The sequence below is a fragment of the Tunturiibacter empetritectus genome (assembly GCF_013410875.1).
GTDB lineage: Bacteria > Acidobacteriota > Terriglobia > Terriglobales > Acidobacteriaceae > Edaphobacter > Edaphobacter empetritectus.
The window spans coordinates 2,130,007-2,151,477 of sequence record NZ_JACCCU010000001.1; the positions used below are offsets into that span (position 1 = coordinate 2,130,007).

Here is a 21,471-nt window from a genome sequence, read left to right on the forward strand (position 1 = left end):
TGAAGCAAACAACCGAGTTGAAGAGTCTAGATGATTCGGGTCGCAGGGAGACAACATTGATCGATACTCCACAGATCGTTGAGACCGTTACGCTGCCGATGGCCTTTCTTCCTCTCAAGGTTCCGGCGTCGGAGATACGAAAGATTATGATTCCCGGGTTGAACGAGGTGAAGGCCGCGGTTGCCGCACAAGGGATTGCCGAGGCCGGACCCTGGTTTACTCACCATCTGAGGAAGCCGAAGGACACGTTTGACTTCGAGATTTGCGTGCCGGTTGCTACGCCGATTGTGACTGCGGGCCGGGTGCAGGCTGGAGCGTGGCCTGCGATGAAGCTGGTGAGGACGGTCTACCACGGGGACTACTCGGGGCTTGGCGGGGGATGGGGTGAATTTGAGGCCTGGATTGCGAAGAGTGGGTATAAGACTGCAGACGATCTATGGGAGCGATATCTTACCGGCATGGAGGCTGGTCCGGACCCGGCTAACTGGCGGACGGAGTTGAGTCGGCCGCAGATTGCGTAGGAATAAAACGTAGCGAATGTTGATACAAATACGGGGATCCTTCACTCCGTTGGGATGACGACTTAAGAGGTAAGTGGAAATGGTACGAACGATTTGGGCAGAATGGGATTCGTCGGGATCCTTCCCTTCGACTTCGCTCAGGGGCAGGATGACAGCAAAGTTCTAATACGGGCTTCGCAACTCGACCGCGCAAAAAAACCCGGTCCGCTGGATGCGGAGGCCGGGCTTTTTGCGAGTCGCTTATTTTGCAGATCGTGAGGGACTACTTGACTACGGACTGGAAGAGGGGTGAGGTGAGGAGGCTGGCGAACTGGCTGTCGGAGGAGGAGTAGGAGACGGTCAGGGTACCGGCGTTGGAGTCGATGGTGGTCTGATCGAGCGCGGACTTCTCGAGCGGGGTGCCGGAGTTCTTTTTGAGGATCGAAACACCCTTCATCAGGGTGGCGGCGGTGGCGGCGGTGAGGGTGTCGGACATAACGACAGCCATGTCGAACTTGACGCCGTTCTGGAAGTCCATGGTGTAGCGGCTGCTCTTCATGCGGTTCTTGACGGTGTCGTAGTCGGTGAGTTGAGAGGCGTCACCCAGGACGCCCTTCATCATGGTCTGGGTGCCCTTGGCATCGAGCAGGCTCCATACGGCCTTGGTATCGACGACGCCCATCTCGTTAACCATGTCGCCGTTGGAGAGGAAGTCGGGGTTCATGCCGTCACGTGCGTCCATGGCTTCCCTGACGGCGTCTTTGTCTCCGAAGACCATGGTGGTCTGGTTAAGGAATACGACGCTCATGCCGTTGGCGCCCATGGGATAGACGCTGTTGTTGCGGATCATGGTGGGCTTGACCTTATTCTTGGTGAAGTTGGCCATGACCTCGCGGGTGTGGAACTGACCCTGAGCGATGCCTACAATGCGGGTTCCGTCACCCTTCTGGTCGCGGAAGGCGGCAAAGGCGAGGACGTCAGCGTCCTGGTCGACCTTAAGGCCGGAGCTCTTGAGAGCGGTCTCGAGGCGCTTGAGTTCGGGGGGAAGGACGCGGTCTTTGAGATCCATCGCGGCGGGGGAGTTCTGCATGGCGCGGTAGTCGACGACGATGAGCTGCTGAATCTCTTTGGGCAGGGCCGACTTAGCGTCGCTGGAGAGCTGCGCAGCGGAGGCGAAGTTAGTTGCCAGCATGGTCGCCATGACGACGGCGGTGGTGAAGAGGTTGCACTTGATAGTGTTCATTGTTTCCTTTACTCCTTGAGCTACTGGCAGTGTAGCTGCAATACCACCATTGTTCCGTGAATACGCGCTAGTTGCAAGACTGGATGGGTCATGTTTCTGTTAGCAAGCTTGCTACTTTCGTGGTAGAAGCGGCGATTTTGGCGATTCTAATGCTGTGGCCACGCGATTGGGGAGTGGAGCCTGCGCTCGAGGACCTTGCCGTCGGGATCGAAGCCAGTGATTTGACGTACCCAATCGGAATCGGGCTCATAGGCGGCCTGTGGGATGAGGCCTATAAGCTCAGCATCACCAATGAGGACGCCGTGGCGCTGGGCAAGATGCTGGACGGTGGCGTGGACGTGGTGCATAGGGGTGATGCGGAAGTCGGTGACGTTCATGCTGACCTGGGCGCGGCCGTTGGCGAGAACGCCGATGGCTTTGACGCCATGGAGGCCGCCATTGGCGGCGCGGATATCGCGGGCGATGGCACGGGCGGCGGCGATATCGGGCTGTTGGAGGTGGATGTTGTAGGCGATGAGGAAGCTGCGTGCTCCGACGGCGGAGGCTCCGGCGGTGGCGTGGACTTCGGGGCCGCCGATGTCGGGGCGGCGGGTGGCGTCGCGGAGGGCGGCGTCGCGAAGGCCTTCGAACTGGCCGCGGCGGACATCTTCGAGGAGGACGCGGTCGGGGCGGGCGGCTGCGGCTCCGTAGAAGTAGACAGGGACACCGTAGCGCCGCCAGATAAGGAGACCGGCCTGGCGGGCGAGGACGGCGCAGTCGGCGAGGGAGGCTCCGCTGACGGGGATGAAGGGGATGACGTCAGCGGCGCCGATGCGGGGGTGGACGCCATTTTGCGCGGTGAGGTTGATGAGCTCAGCGGCTTTGCCTGCGGCACGGACAGCGGCTTCGACGATGCCTTCGGGCGAGCCGGCGAAGGTGACGACGGAGCGGTTGTGGGCGGTGTCGAGGGACCAGTCCAGGAGGCGCACGCCGTCGACCTGCGTGGCGGCGACGATCTGCTCGACTTTGGCGGCGTCGGTGCCTTCCGAGAAGTTGGGGACGCACTCGATGATGGCTTCTGGGTTCATTTTGAGTTTGTGCAATTACTTTGTGGTTCGTGAAGTGGTGTCGAGATTATTTCCACCAGGTGTAGCCGAGAGTGAACTGGACGCTGGCGTTGACGCCGGGGTTGCGATCTCCGAGAGAGGCGCTGGAGATGTGGATGCCGTTGGCGCTGAAGTCGATGGAGCGGCGAGGGCGGAGGAAGTAGTGGAGGCCGACGCCGCCCTGGGGGGTAAAGTTCCAGACGCTGGCATCGGCGTACTTGCCGTCATTTTGGGAGTTGTAGGGTGGGCCTCCGAAGGCTGGGTACTTATGGTTGGTCCATAGGAGGCCGCCGGCGGCTTGTCCCCAGAAGGAGAACTTCTTGGTGCCGACCAGGTTCCAGCGGAGGATGATCGGAGTGATGGAGGCTCCGGTGTAGGTGCCGCCTACAGTGTAGAGGGGCGTGCATTGCTCCGGGGTGCCGGGCGGGTTGGTGCAGAAGGGGCGCTGAAACTTTGGCGTGTAGGACTGCCAGAAGGGGAAGGCCTCGACGGCGTACTCGAAGTTGCCTCGCAGGGGGCCAGGGCCCATGTTGGCTGTGAGAACTTTGCCGGCGTGGACGCCAGCCATGAGGAATTTGAAGTCGTCGCGATTTTCGGTGAGGCCGAAGCCGCCTTGCACGAGGGCTCCAATCTCGAGGGGCTGATGACCTTTGGGATCGAGGAAGGGATTGTTCCCGTTGCTGACGATGGCCTGGGCGGAAGAGGTTCGTGTGACGGCGAGCAGGAGGACGAAGATCCAGAGGGCGGTCGCTCCATGGCGTGCGGGTTGCTTGATCACTTAGGTCTCCGATGTTGGTTGCAGAAGAAGGCCGCCGATAAACGGCGGCCGTTTGGGGCTTAGCTACCGTCTTCGATCAATGGCTTGCATTGGCGACTGCCGCTTCGTCGAAGTCGAAGTTGGAGTAGACGTTTTGCGTGTCGTCGAGGTCTTCGATGGTCTCGAGGAGGCGGATCATAGCGTTGGCTTGTGTGCCTTCAAGTTTGGTGTAGGTGGAAGCGATCTTGGTGACCTCGGCGTGCTCGGGGGTGATCTTTGCGGCCTTGAGGGCTTCGGTGACGGCTTCGAAGTCCTTGGGGTCGGTGAGGACCTCCCAGTTTTCGCCTTCGTCCGAGAGGTCTTCGGCTCCAGCGTCGAGGACGATTTCGGTGAGTTTGTCTTCGCCTGCGGCTGATTTGGCGATGGTGACGACGCCCTTCTTGGTGAACATCCAGGAGACGGAGTTGGATTCGCCAAGGTTTCCACCGTTCTTCGAGAAGGCGTGGCGGATCTCGCTTACGGCGCGGTTTTTGTTGTCGGTGAGTACGTCAACGATGACGGCTACGCCGCCGGGACCGTAGCCCTCGTAGGTGATCTCTTCGTAGCTGACGCCTTCGAGTTCGCCGGTGCCGCGCTGGATGGCGCGCTTGATGTTGTCGGCGGGCATGTTCTCTGCCTTGGCGGCGACGATGGCTCCGCGGAGTCGGGGATTGCCGTCGGGATCTCCTCCGCCGGACTTGGCGGCGATGGTGATTTCTTTGATGAGGCGGGTGAAGATCTTGCCACGTTTGGCGTCTGTGGCGCCCTTTTTATGCTTAATTGTCGCCCATTTTGAGTGGCCGGACATGGACTACCTCGGTGTTGATTTTGCGTGTGCCTGCGATGTGTTGCGGACTTGCGCGACCTTGTGATTTTAGCATGTTGAGTAGATCAAGCGCCTGTCTGGGCGTGGTGAAACTGTTTCCGTTGCAAACGAGTCTTATCAGCAGGTCGAGGGATCGGGCAGAGTCCGGTTTGGGGTTGGAATGAGCTGTTTGTGGGGCTGAGAATCGTGGTGATATGCGGTTGCGTGGCGTTGCTCTGGCCTGCTTGCGTGGGACGCGCGCAGAGTGAGAACCGTACGGATGGACATCGAGGATGGCGGGGGGAACGGATCGTTGCTTCGCAGAGTTTTGTGGAGGGAGGTGCGACGATTCAGGTGGACTTCACGGCGGGCGATCTCGATCTTCCGCAGGCCGATATTGTCTCCTGGGTGCACGCTTCGGCTCACTCGGTAGCGGTGTTCTACGGCAGGTTTCCGGTGGCGCGGGCGCGGGTGGTGATTGAGCCGATCTCCGGTGATTCCGACTCGATTCACGGTACGACGTGGGGTGATGTTGGCGGCTTCCCTGCTGTGACGCGAGTTCGTCTGGGCCAGCATGTGACGAAGGACGAGCTGAAGGACGACTGGGTGATGACGCACGAGTTTGTGCATACGGCTCTGCCGGATCTTCCCGATGATCAGCACTGGATGGAAGAAGGGTTGGCGACCTACGTTGAACCGCTGGCGCGTGCGGAGACGGGCAGGCTGAGCGAGGCGAGGGTGTGGGCTGAGTTTTTGCACGAGATGCATAACGGCGAGCCGGAGCGTGGGGATCGCGGGTTGAACGAGACGCAGACGTGGGGACGGACGTATTGGGGTGGGGCTATGTTCTGCTTGATGGCGGATGTATCGATTCGGCGTGAGACGAAGGACCGCAAGGGGTTGAAGGATGCGCTGCGTGCCGTGGTGGAGAGCGGGGGTGGGATTGATAAAGACTGGCCGCTGTCGCGGGTGCTGCAGATTGGGGATCGAGCGACAGGGACAACTGTTCTGACTGATATGTACGCGAAGTGGAGTGAAAGGCCGGTGTCTGTGGACCTTTCGTCGCTGTGGAAGGAGTTAGGTGTGAGTGCCGGGCCAAATCATGGAGTGGTGTTTGACGCGAAGGCTCCACTGGCTGGGGTGCGGCAGTCCATTGGTGCTGCGAGATGACAACGTTGCGTCTCGCAAAGCTTCAATGAGCTGCGGCGGCTTGTTGTTTGCTTAGTGTCTTCTCGAAGGTCTCCTGGGCATCAGCGACGAACTCTTTATATCCGGCAGAGTCGATAAAGACACGGGGGCCGTCTTTTGGATAGCGCTTCAGTTTGGTGAGCATGTCGAAGTACCCGCCGTGGGCTCCAAGAAAGACGTCGCAGGGCAAGCTGTGCAGCTCCGAAAAGGTGTGCTGAAAGTCCTGAGCGATGCCGGGGTAGCTTACGGGGTGGCCGGGGGTGGCGACGAAGTGATACTCCGACCAAAAACCTGTGCCTCCGACGATGACGATGTTGCGCGTCGTTCCCGTTGGCTCTCCTGGAAGGTGAGAGCGCATCGTCCATGTGGTGCATCCGCGCGTATGGCCTGCGGTTTTGTGGGCCGTCAGAGTTACATCCCCCAGACTTACCGTGTCTCCGTCATGGAGAATGCGATCCACAGGAACAGGAGCGTACCCGGGTACGTTAGACGAAGGCGCTAAGAAGTCCGTCCGTGCGCCGGTCTCAACGACGCTCGCGTCACCGTCCATCACCATGTTCTTCGCATGGGTCTCGCGAATCACTTCCGCCGCGCCAGCCATGTGATCAAAGTGCGCCTGGCTGTTGAGCAAAATTTTGATTTCATTCCAATGAAAACCTAACTTCTCCACACTCGCCCGTATCTGCGACGGAGAGGTGGCCAGGTTTGCGTTGATGAGGATGTCCCCTTGTGGCGTGACGACGAGGTAGCTGGCAAGGTCGTGGCTTCCCACGTAGTAGAGGTTGTCAGCTATTCGAAACGGAGCAATCGGAGTTGTCCATGAAGGGTTTGTCTCAGCGAGGACGACATTAGGGCTAACAAATAAAAGCAAGAACAGGCAGGAGAGGATAAGGCGCATTCTGCTTTGTAGCAGAGCGTAAGAGGATAAGTTAGTCCGAAACATCGAAGAAAGCAGAGCGCTCATTGACTTCAAAGGCACTCCCCTGATTCGTGCTTTGTTTGGCGTTAGAGAAGTTCGGGGGCGAGGAGATCGCGCATGGTTTCGCGGCGGCGCATGAGTTTTGTGGTGGCGCCGTCGATGAGGATCTCGGCGGGGCGGGGGCGGGAGTTGTAGTTGGAGGTTTGGGACATGCCGTAAGCTCCGGCGTCGAGGAGGAGGAGGAGGTCGTTCGGCTTTACGGGAGGCAAGACGCGGTCGCGGGCGAAGAAGTCTCCGGACTCGCAGACAGGGCCGACTACGTCTACTTTATTCTCGTCGGTTTCCGGGAGGGGCTGCTTCCCTGCTGGTTGTTTGATGGGAATGATCTCGTGGTGGGCATGGTAGAGCGCGGGACGGATGAGGTCGTTCATGCCTGCGTCGGTGATGATGAAGGTTTTTGTGCCGTTCTTTTTTACGTAGAGGACGCGGGTGAGGAGCGCGCCTGCCTGCGCGATGATGAAGCGGCCGGGTTCGAGAAGGAGATGGGCAGATTCTGTTCCTAAACCCTTCGTAACTGCAGCGGCGTACTTTGCTACCTGTTTCGCTGGATCGAACGCTGTCGCGCCGTAGTCAATGCCGAGACCTCCACCAGCGTCGACGTAGCGGATATTGTGGCCGTCTTTTCGTAGATCCGCGATAAGGCTGGTGACGCGGGCGAGCGCAGCGGCGAAGGGATCTACCTTGCGGATCTGCGAGCCGATGTGGACGGATACACCTGCGGGGTCGAGCCACTTTGACCTTTTTGCACTGCGATAGATGGCTCGTGCGGCTTTGATGTCGATGCCGAACTTGTGCTCGCTGAGGCCGGTGGAGATGTAGGGATGTGTCTCGGCGAAGACATCTGGGTTGACGCGGAGGGCGAAGCGGGCGACTTTGTTGCGGGCTTCGGCGCGTGCGGCGAGGAGATGGAGTTCGGCTTCGGACTCTACGTTGAAGAGGAGGATGTCAGCTTCGAGAGCGGCGTCGATCTCCCATGTTTGTTTGCCTACGCCGGAGAAGACTGCTTTTTTGAGGGCGGGCTTGTGGGCTTTACGGACACGTTCGAGTTCGCCGCCGGAGACGATGTCGAAGCCTGCTCCCTGTTTGGCGAGGAGACGCAGAATGGCAAGGGAAGAGTTTGCTTTGACGGCGTAGCAGATGGTGTGGGGGCGGGTGGCGAAGGCGTCTTTGAAGAGCTGGAGGCGGTGGGAGATCTGTTGGGCCGAATAGACGTACAGCGGTGTGCCGTGTTCGGCGGCGAGCGCGGTGAGGTCGGCTCCGTCGCAGTGGAGGAGACGATTGCGGTAGGCAAAGGGGCGTGGATTGGCCTCGATTAGAGGCGGGGTTGCGGCGATCTTTTTTGACAAACTTAGGTGCTCTTTACGGGAAGCGCGTAGGGGGCTTCGGGGATGATGACCCAGGCGGCGATGTAGGCGATGGCGCCGACGCCGGTGAGGACGATCATGAGTGCGGTGAGAACGCGGACGAGGTTGAGATCCCAGCCGTAGTGGAGGGCGAAGCCTGCGCAGACGCCGGCAATCATGCGGTTGGTGCGTGGGCGTGTGAGTTGCGTGGTTGCGGCCGGGTAGTAGCCCATCGGGGGAGGAACTGACGGCGCGGGCGCTCCACAGGCAGTACAGAAGCGGGAGGAGGGATCGACTTTATTGCCACACTGTGTGCAGTACATAGGTGTCTCCGAGAGCTTCTATTTTGCCATATGCTCTCGAGGTTGAATACGCAAAGATCGGGCTGTTAGTTCAGTTTATCTGGCATTTAGCGGTTCAGCTGCTGGGAGAAGAAGTCGGCCATGTAGCCGTAGGCTTCTTTGGTCTCGGGGAGGCTGATGTCATTCCAGAAGGCGTGGGGAAGGGCTTCGAAGACGATGAGGCGGGCGTCGTCTCCACTGCGGAGGAAGGCGCGATGCAGGATGCCGGTCCCGCTGAGGAGAATGTCGCGACCGCTGGTGATGAACAGGGTTGGGGGCATGCCGTGGAGGTCGGCGTAGAGGGGCGAGAGAACGGGGTCTTTGGGGTCGGTGGTGCCAGTGTACTCGGTGCTGCGAGGCTCGGTGCCGGCTACCGAGATGCTGCCGGTGAGGCCGCGGAGGGCGTAGAGGGAGAGGGAGTCGCCGTTCTGGCTGAAGTCGCCCATGCCGGAGAAGATGCCGAGGGCGGCGGGGAGGGGCAGGTTGAGCTGTTTGAGACGGACGGCTACTTCGGCGGTGAGGATGGCTCCGGCAGAGGTTCCGTAGAGGGCGATGTGGGCGGGCTTGTAGGTCTTGAGGAGGTCGCGGTAGACGGCGATGGTGTCGTCGACGGCGGCGGGAAAGGGGTGCTCGGGTGCGAGGCGGTAGAGGACAGCAACGACACGGGTGTGAGTGAGGTTGGCGATGGGGATGGACTCGGTGAAGGAGCCGGAGTCGGAGTTGAAGCCGCCGCCGTGTACGTTGATGAGGACGTGGTCGGGGTGTGTGTCTTGAAGGGGGAGGACGTTGCGGACCGGGACGTTGGCGATGGTGAGGGATTCGATCTTGACGGGGTAGGCTTTTCGGGATGTTTCGCCGGCGCGGGTCTGCCAGGCGTCGGTGCTGGTGCGGCGCTCGGCCAGGGTTCGGTTTTCGGCTCCGGCGGGGCGGCGTAGGGAGGCTTGGGCCTCGGAGCTGATGGTGGTGGGGACGGGAACGACGCGGGTGATGTGTGCGGTGCCGTTGGCGTCGAGGGTGCTGGTGTTGGTTTGCGGGGGCTGTTGGGCGGAGAGGGTTGTGGCGACTGCTATCAGGGTGATGAGGGCTAGGTGGGCTCGCATAGGTTTGATCAGGCTAGCAGAGCTTGCGGGGTAAGCCTGGGTTCGCTTACTTGCTCGCAATCGTCGCGACTTGGATTGCGCTTGCTTCGCCGCATGTGTCCTGCCGGACGGGCCCACTGCGCGTGGCGCGGCCACTTCGTGGCGTGCGTGTCGTGCTGCGCACCTTTATTTTCCGGTGTAGGGCGTCTTGAGGTAACGGTGGGCTGCGTCGGATTGGGATTGATCGCCGCCTCCGGCTGAGGCTAGCTCGTATTGTTTGGTAGCTTCTTCGCGTTTGTGGAGGAGGTCGAACATCTCGCCGGCGTTGAGCTGGGCGCGACGGCGGATCCAGTCGCTGCAGGTTGGTTGGGCAGCGGCCTTGATGTAGTTCTGGGCGGCGGCGGCGATCTGGTTCTGGCCGCGCTGGGTGTCGGCAAGACCGAAGTAGGTCATGTGGAGGCGCGGCTCGATGAAGTAGCCGGGCTTTTTGGCGTCGGCGAGAATCGCGTTATAGAGAGTGATGGCTCCGGGACCGTTGCCGGAGTCCTTGGTGAGATTGGCCACCTCGAGGCGGAAGAGATAGTCGCGGGGATACTGATCGGCGAGGCCTTTCTGGACGGCGATGGCTTCGGCGTAGCGGGCATCGTGGCGCAGGAAGAGCGAGAGCGCGGTGCGGGACTCGATGGGCGTGACGATACCGTGGGCGGCGGATTCACGGAGGAGGTCGAGGCCTTTTTCTTTGTTGCCCCCTACGCCGGCGATTCCTACTAGCATGCGGACGAGGCGTGGGAGGCTGGCAACGGCGAACTGTTGGATACCCATAGCCATCTTGGCGTCGGCGTAGTCGGGGTCGATCTTGAGGGTAGCTTCGCTGTCGTTGCGGGAGGCAAGACCCTGACGGGCTGCGGCGACGTAACTGTGATCAACGAGCGTGATGAAGGCGGCGTGCATGCCGCGGGCGTATCCGCGGGCGAAGTAGGCGTTGGCGTCGTTGGGATTGGCTTTAATCTGCTGATCGGCGAGGGCTACGGCCTGGTTTGTGAGGGATTCGATGCGGTCGCGGATGGGTGGGGGAACGGGGACGTTGCGTTTGGAGGTGAGGAAAGAGTCGTGGGCGTAGTAGGTGGTGTCGAGGAGATCCTGACGGTAGAGCTCACGGAAGACGAGGGTAAGCAGGATGTTGCCGGTGGCGATGACGCTTTGCGGATTGGCGCGCTGCACGGCCTCGAAGCGGGAGAGAGCGCCTTCATAGTCGAGGTCGTAGAAGTGCTCGAAGGCGTCGCGAACCTGGGGGGTGAGGTTGATGGGGTCGGTGTGGGCGGCAGGATTGTAGGACTGCGAGTGGGAGGGAGCAGCCAGCGCGAGTGCGAGGAGGAGGCTGAAAGTTTTGACGCTGCGTTTTATAGTTCTTCTCCGGGCCATGGGCTGCGAAGCGTTTAAGGAAGTTGGCAGCTTGCGATGCAGACTCTGATGCTGAGACTCATCTTTGATAGCGTACACGGAGTTGGACGCATGACATCGCAGACTGTACCCTGTGGGCATCGGGACGGACCGAGATGCAGCGGTATCCTTCTTTCAAACGGAAACGGATTTTATGACACGGGTTGAGTTGCTTCAGTTACTAGTCGGGCAGGCGCGTAGCAACGGGTTCGAGTTCCGCAAATGGTATGTGGGGAAGCTTGGTTTGCCGTGGCAGAGCGCGCGGCATGCAGTGGAGATGCTGGCAGCGGAGCGGCGTTACTATGCGCTGCTGTTCTCGCATGAGTTTGCGTCGAGTTTCTGGAAGCCGGGGGAGTTGATGACCTTCCAGGTTCCAATGCAGTCGTTTACGCGCAGGATGAAGGACGGGTCGATCGGGACGGTGCAGCGGAAGGGATATACGCGACGGAGCGCGAGGGAGGATGCGTGGCTCTATCACCTGAAGGAGATGGCTGCTGCCGAAGAGCCGCTTCGTTATATGCGACGTTACCTGCGGGTCGAGGACGATCTGGAAGAAGAAAAGGCTGAGGCTGCGGTAGGTGAGTCGGAGGAATAAACCGCCGAGCTCGCGACCTTGAAACGGCGGTTTCGAAATCTACTTTTTCTTACGCCTGGTGGGTTGGTCGATCGATGGGCGAAAGACTGTGGGCTTTGCGAATGGCGAGGATCTGCTTGAGGTGATGCTCGCCGTGAATGAGCTGGAACTTTCGCCACTGATTGACGTCGAGCGGGCCGAGGACTGCGTGGCTGGCAAACTTGCATTTGGTTCCAAAGAACTCTTCCGCTTCAGCGCAGAGCAGGTCGAGGTGAGCGAGATGTTCGGCGGCGGCGGTGGTGAGCTCTTCGCCGCAGAGAGGATGGGCCGTGGGAGCAGGCGTCACCATGGGCGGAGCTTTGCGTCCGTGCGGGAAGTAGCCGAGACGGATAAGCGTGTACTGGCCGAGATGTTGGGGGATGCTGGGCTTTGCGCGGGTGGGAGCTTGTTTGGCGAGTCGGGCGTTGAGAGCCAGCTCGGTGCCGGAGTAACTGAGCAGGAGATGCTCCATGATCTGCTGGATGGTCCACTTATGGGGGCGCGAGGGTGGTTGGAGCTGGGTTTGAGCGGCGTCGAGTCCGCCGAGGGAGAAGGCGATCTCGCGCTGAAGGCGATGGAGGGTTGAGTTCATAAGACAGGACTACGTTACACCGGTTACAGACGTGGGGGCTAGTGTCTCTGCGGGTGTGCGGAGGAGATGGACTGGCAGGGATCTGCGGTGGCCGGTTACTTGAGTTGATCCAATGCCTTATGAGCTTCTTTCGCTCTTTCGCCATCGGGATCGAGCTTCAGGTAGGTCTGGAACTCGGCGATAGCCTCGTCTTTCTTCTTCATCTTTTGTGCGATCTCGGCGAGGGCGTAGTGCGCGGCTGAGTAGTCAGGCTGGGTTTTGACGGCGTCCTGGGCGCGAAGGTAGGCACCGGGAAGGTTATCGTCGCGCATATAGAACTTTGCGACTTTCAGGTCTTCGTCTACGCGCTCGTCGTCTGTTTGGACACGCTTGACCTTGGGGAGCTTGCGGTGGACGGAGCTGCCTTCGGTGCCTGGCTTCGGCATGTCGGTGTCGGGAACGGCGTCGGGGTCTGGGGTGGAGCTGGAGTCGGAGCTGCTGCTACTGCTGCTGGAGTCGTCGCCTGGAAGTCTGGGGGCGGGCGTTGTGGGAAAGGGATGCTCCTCTGCAGCTGAGGAGGGTTTTGTGGCGGGACTGGGGGAGTCGGGCGGAGGTGTTGGGGAAGAGTCTGAAGGGGTCGAAGGCTTTGCGGGGCTCCCGGGGAAGGGGAACTGTTCGGCGGTTGAGGGCTTCTTTACCGATGGCGGCGGGGAGCATGGCGTGGCGGGTTGAGATGTGTTTTGACCGGGAGCCGGGCATGGTGCGGGTGGGTTTTGCGCTGGCGTGGACTGGGCATGGCAGGCTGCGGAGAAGAGGAACACAGCGAGCGTTGCGCGGGTTTTAGAGCCGGTTGTCATGAGGTTCAGAGTTCTTATTCGGTACTTGGACGGTGTTGCGAGGTGGTTTGTTATAGTCAGCTCACCTTGGCTGTTTCTCTGCCACTATTTTAACCGTTTTATTTTTATTATTTTATTGGATGGAACTTCTTTGACTATGGTTGATGGGCTAATTATTCGTTCTTCGTCGATTCATGCAGCGGGCTGTTATACCACGCGGGCGATCAAGAAAGGGAAGCGGGTCTGCGAGTATGACGGGCCGCGGTTTACTAAGGACGAGGCGGACGACAGATATCAGGATCGGGATATTACCTACCTGTTCAGCTGCGGGGAGAATGGGTTGGTGATCGACGGGTTTGGTACGGCCATGTTTATCAATCACTCTTGCGATCCAAACTGCGAGTCGGAGAACGTCGATGGTCGCGTGTTTGTGGTTGCGATCCGGGATATCGCCGCCGGCGAGGAGTTGACCTATGAGTACAACCTCTACGACAGCGACGATGACGAGCAGAACTGCTATTGCGGAGCGACGAAGTGCCGGGGGACGATGTTCAGCGAGGCTGAGGTGAAGCGGCGGGCGCGGAAGGCTCGGGCTTTGGCTCGGACTGGGCGGTAGATATAACTTCAAAAGCTAAAGGCGTGCTGCGCGCACGGCGCGATCTGCCATCGAGGCTGACGCGCCTTCGGCGCCATTCGTTGCAGAGGATAAATGGCTGGGCGATGGGCGATACAATAGAGGCTGCGGACCGGTCGCGACAGTTGTGACTTCCCTATCTTTTCTATATGGCATATCAGGTACTTGCTAGGAAATACCGGCCCCAGCGTTTCGTAGATGTTGCGGGACAGGACCACGTGACCGTGACGCTGATGAATGCGCTGACACAGGGCCGCATCGCGCATGGTTATATCTTTAGCGGACATCGCGGCATTGGAAAGACGACTATTGCGCGAATCCTGGCGATGGCGCTGAACTGCCGGAATGCGATTGGGTCGGCGGTGCGGCCTACGGCAGAGCCCTGCGAGGTCTGCGAGAGCTGCACGGAGATCAAAGCAGGCAATGCGGTGGATGTGATTGAGATCGACGCAGCGACTAACCGCGGTATCGATGAGATTCGTGAGCTGCGGGATGCTGCGCGCTATCGGCCGGCTCGGGATAAGTACAAGATTTACATTCTGGATGAGGCGCACCAGATTACGGATGCGGCTTTCAATGCGCTGTTGAAGACGCTGGAAGAGCCGCCGGATCATATCGTCTTTATGATGGCGACGACGCAGCCGGAGGATATTCCGCAGACGGTGCGGTCGCGATGTCAGCACTTCAGCTTTCATGCGGTGAAGCTGGTGGACATTCTGGGTGAGTTGCGCGGCATTGCAGAGCGGGAGGGCGTAGATGCGGATGAGTCTGCGCTGAGTTTGCTGGCCGAGGCTGGCGATGGGTCGATGCGCGATGCGCTGTCGATTATGGACCAGGCGATTGCGAGCGCACCGGTGGAAGACGGGCGAGCGCGGCTGGATGCGGGACAGATTCGGGAGCTGATGGGGACGGTTCCAAATGCGGTGTTTGAGCGGATACTCGAGGCGGTAGATGGAAATCGCAGCGCAGAGGTGATTACGGTTGCGAACCAGTTGCTGGATGCGGGAAACTCTCCGGCGCAGCTGGCACGGCAGTTTGTGAGGTATCTGCGGAATGCAGTGATTGCAAAGATTGCGGGGATCGGCGTGGATGGGGCCGGTGCGGATGGGGTTGCGGGGGAACTGCTGCAGATCTCGGCCGATGAGCAGCGGCGTGCTGGGCGGTCGGCTGCGTTGTTCGGCGAAGAAGAGCTGACGCGATTTTTGCAGGTGATGCTGAGGACGTTTGATGAGTTGGGATATCGGCAGGAGCAGCGGTTTCACTTCGAACTGGGACTGTTGAAACTGGTGCATCTGCGGCGGCTGTTGCCGATTGAAGAGGTGTTGAGCCAGTTCCCTGTTGGCGGCGGCTCGCGGCCTGGCCCGGGTGTGGCGACGGCGAGGACGGTGAGCTCGGCTTCCGCGCCTGCCAGGGGTCCGGTGAGCGGAGCTGCGACGGCGCGGGTGTTGGAGACGAGCACAACGGTGGCGAGCGCCAGACCGGCGTTTTCTCCGTTTGAAAAAGACCAGAGTAGAAATCGATTTGATGAGAAGGCGGTAGCGGCTGCACCGGTTGCAGTTTTGCCTGTGGCTCCTGTTGTGTCGATCGTTGCGCCGATGCCTATGCGTGTGGCTGTTCCGACACCAGCACCCGTGGCGACTCCTGCGGAGATGGTGCTGACTGACGGTGATGTGCTCGGAGCTGCGCTGATGGAGACTGGGGATTTGGCGGAGACGGCAGTTGTGGCTTTGCCGGTGTTCGTGCCGATTGAAGAAGCGGTGGCACAGAGTGCGGGCAGCTCTGATATGCAACCGACTTCGTTACATTCTTCGGAAGAGCTGCAGAGGGTGGCTGTTGATGCGTCGTCGGCTGCAAAGAATCAGGCGACAGCAGCGGATGCTCTGGCGGATGCAGAGTGGACCGTAACGGAGAACGAAATTCGGGTGCAGACGGAGCTTTCAAAGACGATGCTGCCGATGGTGATCAACGCGGAGGCAGAGAAGCTGGTAAAGACTGCACTGCGAGGTGCAGGTGCTGGAGCGTTGAAGCTGGTGCTACTGCCGGGCGTGAAGAGTGCTGACAGCGCAAAAAAGCCGAGGGCAGCGAAGAGTGGAAGCGTTCAGGCAAAGGCGTTGGAGCATCCAATTGTGCAGAGGGCGCAGACGTTGTTCAATGCCGAGGTTCGGAATGTGATCGATCTGCGGGATAACGATTAGGCACGAAGAGCAGGTTTGGGGGTGAGGATGGATTTTTCTGATCTGGGTAAGATGAAAGAGATGATGGGGCAGGCGAAGCTGATGCAGGAGCAGATGGAGAAGAAGCTCGCTGCGACGGTGGTGGAAGCTTCAAGCGGCGGCGGGGTGGTGACGGTGCGGATGAATGGCAAGAAGGAAGTCCTTCGGGTAAAGATTGAGTCGACTGCGATGGGAAGTTCGGCAAGCGATCTGGAGTTGCTGGAGGATCTGATTGCGGCGGCGGTGAATGAGGCGGGGCGGCGGGCCGATGAGGCGATGAAGTCGAGCGTGGCCGGAATGATGGGTGGGCTGGGCCTGCCGGATCTGCCGGGGTTGGGCTAGGTGGCTGGTTCGTTCCATGCAGCGCCGAGCCGCTTTGCGGAGCCGATGTCGCGGCTGATCGAGGAGTTGAGGAAGCTCCCTGGAATTGGAAGCAAGAGTGCGCAGCGGCTGGCGTTTCATGTGCTGCGGTCCTCGGCGGAGGATGCCGAGGCTTTGTCAGTTGCGATCCGTGAGTTGAAGCTGCATCTGCGGCTGTGCTCAGTCTGCAACAACATCACCGACGTCGATCCTTGTGGATATTGCACGAGTCCGGTGCGGAATCAGCGGGTGGTTTGCGTGGTGGAAGAGCCTACCAATATTGCGACGATTGAGAAGACGCGGAGTTATCACGGGGTGTATCACGTGCTGCATGGGACGCTGTCGCCGATTGGTGGAGTGGGCCCGGAGCAGTTGCTAATTGCGAATCTGCTGACCCGGTTGGCGGAGGTGGATGAGGTGATCCTTGCGACTTCGCCGACGACTGAGGGCGAGGCGACGGCTGGGTATCTTGCGCTGGAGTTGCGCAAGACAAAGGGCGAGGTAAAGGTGACGCGGATTGCTACGGGAGTCCCGGCGGGGAGCGATATTGAATACGCCGATGAAGTGACGATGACACGAGCGATGGAGGGACGGCGCGAGTTCTAGCTGCATGACCTGAGATGATTTGCTTGTGTGGCTCGTTTTCTTGAGTGAACTCGCCTTCTTTGTCGCTCCCAAGATTAAGAATCGCTGAATGCCTCGTCAACACTGTGTAACAAGGCAGTGTTATAAAAACAGTATGACTGTGAATAACGCGCTGTCCCGCCGCGGCTTTCTTCGACAGAGTTTTGCTTTTAGTGCGCTAGCCGGGCTTGGCAGTTTACCTTCTTTGGCTGGTGCGAAACCTGCGGGGTCCCGGGGTGGGTCGCGGTTGTTGATGGTGGGGGATTGGGGTTATGAGGACTTCCAGGCCCAGAGCCGCGTGGCCGCTGCGATGCAGGCGTATGTGCGGGAGCAGGGGTTCAGGACCGAGGGGCTGCTTATGCTGGGGGATAACTGGTATGGGCCGTTGCCGGGCGGGGTGAAAGACCCGCGGTGGAAGACGCAGTTTGAGGAGATGTATCCGAAGAGCGTGTTCGACTGTCCGGCGTATGCAATTCCGGGCAACCATGACTACCAGACGATGCCGGCGAGCAAGGTGGCGGCGGAGCTAGAGTATGCGAAGGCAGGTAGGACGCGGTGGACGATGCCTTCGCTCTGGTACAGCTTTGAGTTTCCGGCGAAGAAGCCGTTGATGACGGTGATTGCGCTGGACAGCAACATGCCGCACGAGGACGGCAAGCCGAACAAAGGAGAGAACTTTACCTTGACTCCAGCGCAGCAGGCGGATCAGTTGACCTGGCTGGCGGCGGAGTTGGAGAAGCCAAGGACGACTCCGTTTCTTATTGTGATGGGGCATCATCCGATCTTTTCGAATGGGCCGCATGGGGATCATAAGGTGCTGGTTCGGGACTGGGAGCCGCTACTAAGGAAGCATAAAGCTCATATGTATCTGGCCGGGCATGATCATGATATGCAGCATCTGGAGTTTGAGGGGCATCCTACTTCGTTTGTGTTGTCCGGTGGGGGTGGCGCGGACTTGTATCCTCTTGTGATTGATGAGGCTCAGCGTGGGCCTTATGCGCAGCGGGTTTATGGGTTCAGCGATCTTGAGGTTACTCCGGAGACGCTTACGCTGAGGCATCTGGATGAGAAGGGGCGGTTGATCCACGCGTTTACTAAGAAGGTGGATGGGACGGTTACTAACTTCGCTTGAATACTGCTTGCGCTTCGCGCCGTATCGTCCTGCCGGACGGGCTCCCTGCGCGGGAGGCGGTCACTTCGTGACGTGTGTACCGGTCTCGATGGGTTAGGAGTGTGGGTCCTCCCTTTGGTCGGAAGAAAATTAGTCGGCATTAGGTTTTGCGCGGAGGTTGCCGCCGGTCATTTGGTTGGGTTGTTCTACGTTTAGCAGCGACAGGATAGTGGGGGAGATGTCGCGCAGGCTGCCGCCTTCGCGCATGGTTGGCTTGTTGCCGTCTTTGGTGATGTAGAGGAAGGGTACGGGGTTGGTGGTGTGGGCCGTGTGCGGGCCGCCGGTTGCGGGGTCGATGAGCATCTCGGCGTTGCCGTGGTCGGCGGTGACCAGAAGCGAGCCGCCGCGTTGTTTGATGGCTTGATAGATGCGGCCTAGTTGGGTGTCCACGGTTTCGACGGCGCGGATGGTGGGCTCCATCTTGCCGGAGTGGCCAACCATGTCGGCGTTGGCGAAGTTGACGATGATGACGTCGAAGGCGGTGTCGTTGACGGCTTTGAGGACGGCATCGGCGATGCCTGCGGCGGACATCTCGGGGGCGAGGTCGTAGGTGGCTACCTTTTGCGAGTCGACGAGGGCGCGGTCTTCGCCGGGGAAGGGCTTTTCGATGCCGCCGTTGAAGAAGTAGGTGACGTGGGCGTATTTCTCGGTCTCGGCTACGCGGAGGTTGCGGAGGTTGGCCTGGGACATGAGGTTGGCTAGGAGATTGTCCATCGACTCGGCGGGGATGACGATGGGGAGTTTGAAGTTTTTGTCGTACTGGGTCATGCAGACGTAGTGGAGGTTGGAGGGGATGAGGTCGAGGGGGATCTCGGCGTCGAGTTCGGCGGCTTTGGGGAGTTGATGGCCCTGGCTGCCGATGGGGTCGGCGGTAAGGCCGGACTTGCGGGTGAGGACGCGGGTGATCTGGCGGACGCGGTCGGCGCGATAGTTGAAGTTGATGACGACGTCTTCGTCGCGGATGAGGGCGATGGGGTCGCCTTCTGAGTTAGTGCAGGTGAAGGGTGGGATGAACTCGTCGGTAATGCCGCTGTTGTAGAGGTCCTTGATTCGAAGGAGTGGGTCAGGGTAGGTGCCGCCTTCGGGGTGGCCGGTAACGAGGGCGTCAAAGGCCTGGTGCTCCTTCTCCCAGCGGCAGTCGCGGTCCATGGCGTAGTAGCGGCCGCTGACGGAGGCGATGTGGCCGATGCCGGCTTCGCGGAGGGTCTGCTGGAGTAGTTCTAAGTAGCCGAGGCCGCTGGTAGGCATGGTGTCGCGGCCATCCATAAAGGCGTGGATGTAGACGCGGGTGAGCCTATGCCGGGCGGCCATGCGGATGAGGGCGTCGAGGTGGCGCTGGTGGGAGTGGACGCCGCCGTCGGAGAGGAGGCCGATGAGGTGGAGTGCTCTTCCCTTCTGGGCTGTCAGCTCATAGGCGCGGACGAGCGTGGGGTCGGTGTAGAGGCTGCCGTCGAGGATCGCGGTGTCGATGCGGGTCATGTCCATGCGGACGATGCGGCCGGCACCCAGGTTGAGGTGGCCGACTTCGCTGTTGCCCATCTGGCCGTCGGGGAGGCCGACGAAGTGTTCGCTGGCGCGGAGGAGAGTGTTGGGGTAGTCGCGGAGGAGCGCGTCGTAGGTGGGTTTGCGGGCCTGGGCGATGGCGTTGCCGTGGGTCTCGGCGCGGTAACCCCATCCGTCGAGGATGGTGAGGACTACAGGTGCTTTGGGCATGATGGGCTTGTCTCTCGCGGATGGTTGTGGGTTCGAGGCTCGTGGTCAGGATATCAACAAAGCCGGGGAGTGTTGATTCGGGGATCGGCGTTTGAACTGGCAGCGGCAAATGCTTGTTTCGACCGTGGCACTCACGATGGTGTTATTAGCGCCTTTCCTCAGGATGACACCACCTCTTTGGGTTGGCAAAAAAGAGAACCGGTAACGACGAACAGCAGTTTTTTCACTTCGCTAAACAAAAATCTCGTTCCTGTCGAAAGGACAGTTCTTCGGGGAGTTCCGTGAGTAACGCGGGGGGTTACAATCACGAGGGTGGTTCGTTGGGTGGATATGCGATGAAGTCTTCTCAAGAGGATGCGGCAGCGGTGGACCGAACTCCTCGGCGAATGGAGCTGCCAGGGCTGCAGGGTGTTGACCTGCATGCGGAGTATCACTCGGTGCGGACGGGCGGAGACTTTTTTGATGCGGTGGACCTTGGCTCGCATGTGATCTTTCTGCTGACCGATATTGCGGGCACCAAAGAAGCAACGCAACCGATTGCGGCCGAGGTTCAGAGGATCTTTCGCGGGAGCGCTACAGAGCTGCTGGGGCCGGCTGGCACGAATGTGATGGATGCTACGGCTCAGCTGGCGCAGGCGGTGAACCATGCGTTGATCCGGGCGGCGAAGGGAGTTCGATTTTCCCCGACCTTTCTGGGTTGCTACGATGTGTCGCTTGGGGTTCTTGCCTATGTGAATGCGGGTGGCCTGACGGCGGTGTTTCATGACGCGGAGGGTGCGCGAATTCTGCCGAGCGAATCGGCTCCGCTGGGTCTGTTTACGCACCTGACGCATGAGCCTGTGATGCAGGCGTTTGAGCCAGGGGCAAAGCTGCTGCTGGTGACCAAGGGTGTAATGGAGACGCAGCATGGACGGACGCACTTTGGGGTAGAGCGTCTGATTCCGCTGCTGGATGAGACCCAAACCCAATCGGCGACGGAGATTTGCCGCGCGGCGTTGAAGGCGGCCGAGGAATTCAAGCGGGTTCCCTGGTATAGGGGGCTCAATCCCTTTGGGCCGCGACGGGACGATGAGGATCTGACTGCGCTTGCGCTGGTGAGGCACGCCAAAGCGGGTTAGGGTGCGGTGGTTCGATGGAAATGCTCACAGCGAGCCTGATGCGCCTCGGGCGCCTTTTCTACGGGATTTACGGGACAAGAGCGGGGAGGAGTTCGGTGGCGGTGCCGAGGAGGATCTCGTCGAAGGCTTCATGGTTGAGTGGTTCTTCGGGGCCGATGTAGATGGTGCGAGTGCCCTGCTGGTTGGCGATGTGGACGAGGCCGGCAGCAGGATAGACGGAGCCGGAGGTGCCTACGACGAGGAGGACAGTGGCGCGTTCGAGCTTGCGGTAGATGGCGTCCATGTCGAGGGGGATTTCGCCGAACCAGACGATGTGAGGACGGACGGGGGAGCCGCAGCGATCGCAGGTGGGGAGGGTTGCGGCGGTCTCGTAGAGAGCGGTGTCTGAGAAGGGCTGGTTGCAGCGGGTGCAACGGGATTGGAAGAGGTTGCCGTGCATGTGGTGGATGCGCTGGGAGCCGGCTTGCTCGTGGAGTTCATCGACGTTTTGCGTGCAGAGGTAGAAGCGGTCGCCTAGTTGATGTTCGATTTTGGCGAGGGCGATGTGCCCAGCGTTGGGTTGGGCAGAGATGGCATTGCGGCGGCGCTGGGAGTAGAAGTGCCAGACGAGTTCGGGATCGGCGGCCCAGGCTTCTGGAGTGGCTACCTGCTCGACGCGATAGCCGTTCCAGAGGCCGCCGGAGCCGCGGAAGGTGGCGAGGCCGCTTTCGGCGGAGATACCGGCTCCGGTTAGGACGAAGAGACGGTCTTGTGGGGTTACGTGCATGAGGGTTTTGATGCGGTTGTCCTGCCTGACGGGCCCGCTGCGCTTGGTCACCC

General features: G+C 60.1%; 23 protein-coding genes. 10 read left to right on the forward strand and 13 right to left on the reverse strand.

The genetic code is table 11. The annotated features are described in order from the left end of the window. Positions 1-56: 56 nt before the first annotated feature. Positions 57-521: a GyrI-like domain-containing protein gene (locus HDF08_RS09115; RefSeq protein WP_179638142.1), complete on the forward strand. Its 465-nt coding sequence runs from the start codon at positions 57-59 to the stop codon at positions 519-521. A 262-nt stretch (positions 522-783) separates the two neighbouring features. On the opposite strand, the gene HDF08_RS09120 is transcribed toward HDF08_RS09115, so the two are convergent. From HDF08_RS09120 to HDF08_RS09135, 4 genes are all read right to left on the reverse strand, one after another. Beyond that, the gene (locus HDF08_RS09120; RefSeq protein WP_179638143.1) at positions 784-1,743 is read right to left on the reverse strand and encodes a hypothetical protein; all 960 of its coding nucleotides are present in this window, start codon (positions 1,741-1,743) and stop codon (positions 784-786) included. Positions 1,744-1,889: 146 nt separating this feature from the next. Next, on the reverse strand, positions 1,890-2,810 hold the full coding sequence (gene ftcD, locus HDF08_RS09125; RefSeq protein WP_179638144.1) for a glutamate formimidoyltransferase: 921 nt from the start codon (positions 2,808-2,810) through the stop codon (positions 1,890-1,892). 46 nt (positions 2,811-2,856) lie between these two features. Continuing rightward, positions 2,857-3,606 carry an acyloxyacyl hydrolase gene (locus HDF08_RS09130; RefSeq protein ID WP_353068952.1) on the reverse strand — a complete coding sequence of 250 codons (750 nt, stop codon included), beginning with the start codon at positions 3,604-3,606 and terminating at the stop codon, positions 2,857-2,859. A gap of 76 nt (positions 3,607-3,682) precedes the next feature. After that, positions 3,683-4,432: a YebC/PmpR family DNA-binding transcriptional regulator gene (locus HDF08_RS09135; protein ID WP_179638145.1), complete on the reverse strand. Its 750-nt coding sequence runs from the start codon at positions 4,430-4,432 to the stop codon at positions 3,683-3,685. Between the two features lie 189 nt (positions 4,433-4,621). Here HDF08_RS09135 and HDF08_RS09140 point away from each other — a divergent pair, with 189 nt between their 5' ends. Continuing rightward, on the forward strand, positions 4,622-5,599 hold the full coding sequence (locus HDF08_RS09140) for a gluzincin family metallopeptidase (protein WP_179638146.1): 978 nt from the start codon (positions 4,622-4,624) through the stop codon (positions 5,597-5,599). Between the two features lie 22 nt (positions 5,600-5,621). Here HDF08_RS09140 and bla read toward each other — a convergent pair whose 3' ends face one another. The 5 genes from bla to HDF08_RS09165 form a co-directional block, all read right to left on the reverse strand. Next, entirely contained in the window at positions 5,622-6,515 is an 894-nt protein-coding gene (gene bla / locus HDF08_RS09145) for a subclass B3 metallo-beta-lactamase (RefSeq protein WP_179638147.1), read from the reverse strand. Between the two features lie 107 nt (positions 6,516-6,622). After that, positions 6,623-7,942, reverse strand: coding sequence for a diaminopimelate decarboxylase (lysA, locus tag HDF08_RS09150; RefSeq protein ID WP_218884535.1), 1,320 nt, complete (start codon positions 7,940-7,942; stop codon positions 6,623-6,625). A 2-nt stretch (positions 7,943-7,944) separates the two neighbouring features. Beyond that, a complete protein-coding gene (locus HDF08_RS09155) occupies positions 7,945-8,262 on the reverse strand; it encodes a PspC domain-containing protein (RefSeq protein WP_179638148.1) in 318 nt (105 codons plus the stop codon). 86 nt (positions 8,263-8,348) lie between these two features. Next, complete coding sequence (locus HDF08_RS09160) at positions 8,349-9,380, reverse strand: alpha/beta hydrolase fold domain-containing protein (protein WP_179638149.1); 1,032 nt, start codon at positions 9,378-9,380, stop codon at positions 8,349-8,351. Positions 9,381-9,545: 165 nt separating this feature from the next. After that, entirely contained in the window at positions 9,546-10,781 is a 1,236-nt protein-coding gene (locus HDF08_RS09165; protein ID WP_257030933.1) for a tetratricopeptide repeat protein, read from the reverse strand. A 172-nt stretch (positions 10,782-10,953) separates the two neighbouring features. Here HDF08_RS09165 and HDF08_RS09170 point away from each other — a divergent pair, with 172 nt between their 5' ends. Beyond that, complete coding sequence (locus HDF08_RS09170; protein ID WP_179638150.1) at positions 10,954-11,394, forward strand: hypothetical protein; 441 nt, start codon at positions 10,954-10,956, stop codon at positions 11,392-11,394. Between the two features lie 49 nt (positions 11,395-11,443). Here the strand turns inward: HDF08_RS09170 and HDF08_RS09175 are convergent, their stop codons facing one another. Both HDF08_RS09175 and HDF08_RS09180 read right to left on the reverse strand, forming a co-directional pair. Then, the gene (locus HDF08_RS09175; RefSeq protein WP_179638151.1) at positions 11,444-12,004 is read right to left on the reverse strand and encodes a DinB family protein; all 561 of its coding nucleotides are present in this window, start codon (positions 12,002-12,004) and stop codon (positions 11,444-11,446) included. 95 nt (positions 12,005-12,099) lie between these two features. Next, positions 12,100-12,429: a tetratricopeptide repeat protein gene (locus HDF08_RS09180; RefSeq protein WP_179638152.1), complete on the reverse strand. Its 330-nt coding sequence runs from the start codon at positions 12,427-12,429 to the stop codon at positions 12,100-12,102. Here HDF08_RS09180 and HDF08_RS09185 point away from each other — a divergent pair. The 6 genes from HDF08_RS09185 (at position 12,413) to HDF08_RS09210 (ending at position 17,782) form a co-directional block, all read left to right on the forward strand. Continuing rightward, positions 12,413-12,715, forward strand: a complete 303-nt coding sequence (locus HDF08_RS09185) for a hypothetical protein (RefSeq protein WP_179638153.1) — start codon at positions 12,413-12,415, stop codon at positions 12,713-12,715. The genes HDF08_RS09180 and HDF08_RS09185 overlap by 17 nt on opposite strands. A gap of 261 nt (positions 12,716-12,976) precedes the next feature. After that, positions 12,977-13,435, forward strand: coding sequence for an SET domain-containing protein (locus HDF08_RS09190; protein ID WP_179638909.1), 459 nt, complete (start codon positions 12,977-12,979; stop codon positions 13,433-13,435). Positions 13,436-13,602: 167 nt separating this feature from the next. After that, the gene (dnaX, locus tag HDF08_RS09195; RefSeq protein WP_179638154.1) at positions 13,603-15,648 is read left to right on the forward strand and encodes a DNA polymerase III subunit gamma/tau; all 2,046 of its coding nucleotides are present in this window, start codon (positions 13,603-13,605) and stop codon (positions 15,646-15,648) included. Positions 15,649-15,675: 27 nt separating this feature from the next. Continuing rightward, positions 15,676-16,008, forward strand: coding sequence for a YbaB/EbfC family nucleoid-associated protein (locus HDF08_RS09200; RefSeq protein ID WP_179638155.1), 333 nt, complete (start codon positions 15,676-15,678; stop codon positions 16,006-16,008). A gap of 45 nt (positions 16,009-16,053) precedes the next feature. Beyond that, positions 16,054-16,632 (forward strand): recombination mediator RecR, encoded by a 579-nt coding sequence (recR, locus tag HDF08_RS09205; protein WP_179638156.1) that lies wholly within the window; start codon positions 16,054-16,056, stop codon positions 16,630-16,632. A 133-nt stretch (positions 16,633-16,765) separates the two neighbouring features. Next, on the forward strand, positions 16,766-17,782 hold the full coding sequence (locus HDF08_RS09210; protein WP_179638157.1) for a metallophosphoesterase: 1,017 nt from the start codon (positions 16,766-16,768) through the stop codon (positions 17,780-17,782). A 129-nt stretch (positions 17,783-17,911) separates the two neighbouring features. Here HDF08_RS09210 and gpmI read toward each other — a convergent pair whose 3' ends face one another. Beyond that, positions 17,912-19,534 (reverse strand): 2,3-bisphosphoglycerate-independent phosphoglycerate mutase, encoded by a 1,623-nt coding sequence (gene gpmI, locus HDF08_RS09215; RefSeq protein ID WP_179638158.1) that lies wholly within the window; start codon positions 19,532-19,534, stop codon positions 17,912-17,914. A gap of 335 nt (positions 19,535-19,869) precedes the next feature. Between gpmI and HDF08_RS09220 the strand changes: the two genes are divergently transcribed. Further along, positions 19,870-20,652, forward strand: coding sequence for a PP2C family protein-serine/threonine phosphatase (locus HDF08_RS09220; RefSeq protein WP_179638159.1), 783 nt, complete (start codon positions 19,870-19,872; stop codon positions 20,650-20,652). A 67-nt stretch (positions 20,653-20,719) separates the two neighbouring features. Here the strand turns inward: HDF08_RS09220 and HDF08_RS09225 are convergent, their stop codons facing one another. Further along, on the reverse strand, positions 20,720-21,469 hold the full coding sequence (locus HDF08_RS09225) for an SIR2 family NAD-dependent protein deacylase (RefSeq protein ID WP_353068960.1): 750 nt from the start codon (positions 21,467-21,469) through the stop codon (positions 20,720-20,722). Positions 21,470-21,471: the final 2 nt, after the last annotated feature.